A 4,595-nucleotide genomic window follows, 5' to 3' on the forward strand; every position below is an offset into this window, starting at 1 on the left:
GGATTGGACGCTGCGCGTGTTCAAGTGAACGCGATCATTGCGGAGCTAATTGGGCGCGGCGGACCGCGCCACTGACACTGGCTGCTGTCTGTCAACGTCGGCGCCGCCCCTCATCTGCCTGCCGGCATCTTCTCCCCGTATAGTGACGGAGAGAAGGACGCTGTCGCAAAGGATTTCGCCAATCTCCAAGGTTCGGAAAGGGAGCCGAGGTTGCGGCCAGCCCCTTCTCCCCGTCACTATACGGGGAGAAGGGCCCGGCAGGGCGATGAGGGGCAGCGCAAACCTGTAGTGATTGCCTTGATCAGCTTCGTTTCCCATTGCCATTTTGTTCCGGTCTCACGATTCTGCTCCTTTGGAGCGACTGATTCGATGCGTGAAATCATCTTCGACACGGAAACCACCGGCCTCGATTCGCGCGACGACCGCGTCATCGAGTTGGGCGGCGTCGAGCTGGTCAACCGCTTCCCGACCGGCAGGACCTTCCACCACTACATCAACCCGCAAGGCCGCGCGATCCACGCCGAGGCGCAGGCGGTGCACGGCATCAGCGCGGCGGACCTCGCGGGCAAGCCGACCTTTGCCGAGATTGCGCAGGAGTGGCTGGACTTCACCGACGGCGCCAAGCTGGTCGCCCACAACGCAACCTTCGACGTCGGCTTCCTCAACGTTGAATTCGGCCGGCTGGGTCACCCGGTCATAGACAATGGTTTTGTCGTCGACACGCTGGCGCTGGCGCGCCGCAAGCACCCGATGGGCCCCAACTCGCTCGATGCGCTCTGCCGGCGCTACGGCATCGACAACACCAAGCGCACCAAGCACGGCGCCCTGCTCGATTCCGAATTGCTGGCCGAGGTCTATATCGAGCTGATCGGCGGCAAGCAGGCGGCACTCATCCTCGACAGCGCCACCGCGCCGGCGCAAGGCGAGAATGTCCGCCAGATCGAAATCATCATCAGCCAGCGCCCGGCACCCCTGCCGCCGCGTGTCACCGAAGCCGAACGCGCCGCGCACACCGGCATGGTCGGGACGCTTGGCGAAAAGGCGCTGTGGCTGAAGGTTGCGGCTGGCTGAGCAACTACTGACCGAAACCCTCGCGTCTTCGTCATCCTAGGGCGGAGCAGGAGCGAAGCGACGTTGCGGAGACCCTAGGATCCATGCAGTGACAGTGGTGCAGTGGCTCCGGCGGTGCAAAAAACCGAACGCCTACCACCCCGTCCCGCGAATCAGCTCGAACCATTCCGGATTGGCCTTTTCAATTAGATCTTCCGTTGGCGCGGCCAGCGTTTCAGCGACTTCTCGCGCTGGATGGCATCGGTGATATCGAAAAATTCTTCGTACCAGACCAGCCGCTGAACACCGTAGCGGCTGGTGAAGCGCGAGCCCTCACCGGATTTGTGCTCCGGCATGCGGCGACCGAGATCGTTGGTGACACCGATATAGATGGTGCCGGCCTTCTGGCTCGCAGTCATGTAGACATAGCCGGTCATCGTTTTAGCGTAGCGAGCATAGGCGCGGGGGCAAGCGCCATTCTGATCCGTTGCATTCTAAGGCGCACGTCACGGCATGGATCCTAGGGTCTGCGCTGCGTCGCTTCGCTCCTTGCTTCGCCCTAGGATGACGAAGACGGGAGGGCTAGGCCATTCGAAGGGCGCCGGCGCCTCAGCTATCTCTCCAGCACCTCAAACAGAAAACCCGGCGCGAGGCCGGGTTCTCAGAAAACAACAGCGATGGCAGCCGAGCTCAGCTCACCTTGACCTTGGACGCCTCGTCCTCGGCCAGCTTCTGCTGGAACATCTGTGCGAAGTCGATGGGGTCGAGCATCAGCGGCGGGAAGCCGCCATTGCGGGTTGCCTCGGCGATGATCTGGCGGGCGAACGGGAACAAAAGGCGCGGGCATTCGATGAACAGGATCGGCAGCATGTGCTCCTGCGGAAAACCTGCGATGGCGAACACGCCGCCATAGACCAACTCGACATTGAACAGCACTTCCTGGTCGAAGGACGCCTTGGCGTTCAGCGTCAGATTGACGTCGAACTGCTTGTCGGAGAGCGGGTTGGCGTTGACGTTGACGTTGATGGCGATGCCCGGCGCCTTGTCGCGACCGCGCAGCGAATTGGGCGCGCCGGGGCTTTCGAAGGACAGGTCCTTCACATATTGCGCCAGAACGTTGAGCGACGGCTGCGCCGCATTGCCGTTTCCGTTGGCTGCGCCGACCGGCGCGTCATCTTTGCTGGCCATAAGCCTTGTCCTCTTGCCTGGGCAGCGTCGCTGACCGAATTGAAATCGGGCGTTCGCTACCATGGCGGGGATGACAAGACAAGGTTTGCCGCCTTGCTTCCGGGCTGCGGGATGGAGATGGGACGGCGCCCTAATCGTCCTTCAGGCGGCGCCACGGCGAGTTGTGATCCGGTCCGCGCTTCAGATCGTCTTCGCGCGAATAGTCGCCGTCTTCGAGGTCGATGACCCTGTCGCGCCGGCCACGAAAACCGCCGGTCGAGAAATCGGTGGCGACGACAATGCGGCCCTTGAACCGGCTCCAGGCAAAATCGCGCAATGGCGGCAGGAACAGCAGCAGGCCGATGATGTCTGATATGAAGCCGGGGATGATCAGGAGGATCGCCGCAACCACGATCATGGCGCCGTGCGCAAGATGGCGGCTGGGGTTCTGGCCGGCGGCCATCTCGGTGCGGATGCGGGCCATCACACCAAAGCCCTGGTATCGGAGCAAAAGCACGCCGGCGATGCTCGAGGCCAGCACGAGGCCGACCGTCGCCAGCGCGCCGACCTCGCGGCCGACGATGACGAAACCGGCGATTTCCAGCAGCGGAAGCGCGAGGAGAAAGAAGGGAAGCAGCGAAATGCGCAAGTCTTGCCAACCTTTTTCGATTGTTATGATCGTTTCGATTGTTTTGGCCGCCAGCGAGCAATCGCCGCTGGCACTGAGGCTGTTAGATAGGTATGCCTGCCTTTGATTTGAATGATTGCGCCTTGCGTTCTATATGCTTTGAATGTTGAACGCTATGCGACCGTGGCCATTGGGCCTGACGGTCCGGCCACAGGGCAGGGATTGATTGGCGGAAGATATGGGATTCTTCGACTTCGGCACGATTTTCTTCCTGATTGCGGCGGTGGTCATCTTTTTCCAGCTGCGCAATGTGCTGGGCCGCCGCACCGGCAGCGAACGGCCGCCCTTCGATCCCTATTCGGCGGCTCGCACCGGCGACAAGGATGCCGCCCAGAAATCCGAAAACGTCGTCTCGCTGCCGCGCAAGCGCGCGCCAGGCGAGCCGGCTCCCGACACCTATGCCGCGATCGACGCTTTCGCCAAGCCCGACACCGACCTCAACAAGGGCCTGCGCACGATCAAGGACAATGATCCGTCCTTCGAGCCGAAGGGTTTCGTCGACGGCGCCAAGATGGCTTACGAGATGATCGTCATGGCCTATGCCGACGGCGATCGCAAAACGCTGAAGAACCTGTTGTCGCGCGAGGTCTATGACGGTTTTGTCGCCGCCATCGGCGAGCGCGAGGCCAAGGCGGAAAAGATCCAGTCCTCCTTCGTCGGCATCGACAAGGCCGACATCGTCTCGGCCGAGATGAAGGGCGGCGAGGCGCATGTCACGCTGCGCATCATCAGCGAGCTGATTTCGGCGACCCGCGACAAGGCAGGCGCGGTCATCGACGGCGACCCGGAAACCGTCGCCGAGGTCAAGGATGTCTGGACCTTCGCCCGCGACACGCGCTCGCGCGATCCGAACTGGAAGCTCGTCGCCACCGAGGAAGAAGACTAGTTCGGAAACACGCGGCGAGGCTCCGGTGTCGCTATCGCCTCTTTTTGTCGAGAAAGCCTTTGGCGACCTGCCCGGCTGGGACGATGACGACCATCTGGCGGCCTTCGCCGCCTTTCGCCGCTCGGCCTTCCATGTGCTGACCAAACCCTATCGCAGCGGTGCGCTCGGCGTCGACTTCCAAGCTTTTGCCGATGCCTACGCGGAGGCGCGGACCGTTTCGCCGGCGAATCGGTCGCCGGTTTTGGCCCGCGGGGAAGCCCGCGCCTTCTTCGAGCGCCATTTTGCCCCGGCGCTTGTCCCTGCCGAACATGGCGGCGCCGGGCTCGTCACCGGCTTCTATGAACCGCAAGTCGAGGCGTCACCGGTGCGCACGGACCGATTTTCGGTGCCGTTGCTGTCGCGCCCGGCCGATCTCGTCGATATCGACGACGGAAACCGGCCGCCCGGCCTGGATCCCTACCTCGCTTTCGCGCGCCAGACGCCGAACGGGCCGGTCGAGTATCCCGACCGTGGCGAGATCGAGCGCGGCGCGCTCGACGGCAAGGGCCTGGAAATCGCCTGGCTGGCCGACAAGGTCGATGCCTTCTTCATTCACGTGCAAGGTGCCGCACGCCTCGCCATGACCGACGGCCGGCTTGTCCGCGTCACCTATGCCGCCAAATCCGGCCAGCGCTTCACCGGGCCCGGCAAGATCCTGAGCGAGATTGGCGAGATCCCGCTGGCGGAGGTGACGATGCAGTCGATCCGCGCCTGGTTCAAGGCGCATCCGGACCGCGTCGACGAGATACTGCGTCAGAACCGCTC

At 62.9% G+C, this 4,595-nt stretch carries 5 protein-coding genes and 1 pseudogene; 3 read left to right on the top strand and 3 right to left on the bottom strand.

The annotated features are described in order from the left end of the window. Nucleotides 1-369: 369 nt before the first annotated feature. On the top strand, nt 370-1,071 hold the full coding sequence (gene dnaQ / locus EN984_RS23580) for a DNA polymerase III subunit epsilon (RefSeq protein WP_127268022.1): 702 nt from the start codon (nt 370-372) through the stop codon (nt 1,069-1,071). Between the two features lie 132 nt (nt 1,072-1,203). Here dnaQ and EN984_RS23585 read toward each other — a convergent pair. The 3 genes and pseudogenes from EN984_RS23585 to EN984_RS23595 all read right to left on the bottom strand — a co-directional run bounded on the left by EN984_RS23585 (nt 1,204) and on the right by EN984_RS23595 (nt 2,866). Further along, nucleotides 1,204-1,487 (bottom strand): annotated as a pseudogene (locus EN984_RS23585) (GIY-YIG nuclease family protein). Between the two features lie 253 nt (nt 1,488-1,740). Continuing rightward, entirely contained in the window at nt 1,741-2,238 is a 498-nt protein-coding gene (gene secB, locus EN984_RS23590; RefSeq protein WP_023813420.1) for a protein-export chaperone SecB, read from the bottom strand. A gap of 130 nt (nt 2,239-2,368) precedes the next feature. Continuing rightward, on the bottom strand, nt 2,369-2,866 hold the full coding sequence (locus EN984_RS23595; RefSeq protein ID WP_127271639.1) for an FxsA family protein: 498 nt from the start codon (nt 2,864-2,866) through the stop codon (nt 2,369-2,371). A 217-nt stretch (nt 2,867-3,083) separates the two neighbouring features. Here EN984_RS23595 and EN984_RS23600 point away from each other — a divergent pair, with 217 nt between their 5' ends. Both EN984_RS23600 and EN984_RS23605 read left to right on the top strand, forming a co-directional pair. After that, a complete protein-coding gene (locus EN984_RS23600; protein WP_127268043.1) occupies nt 3,084-3,791 on the top strand; it encodes a Tim44/TimA family putative adaptor protein in 708 nt (235 codons plus the stop codon). A 25-nt stretch (nt 3,792-3,816) separates the two neighbouring features. Next, the coding region (locus tag EN984_RS23605) for an MltA domain-containing protein (protein ID WP_127383980.1) at nt 3,817-4,595 on the top strand (779 nt) is incomplete at its 3' end.

Source organism: Mesorhizobium sp. M7A.F.Ca.CA.004.12.1.1, from assembly GCF_003997835.1.
Classification (GTDB): Bacteria; Pseudomonadota; Alphaproteobacteria; order Rhizobiales; family Rhizobiaceae; genus Mesorhizobium.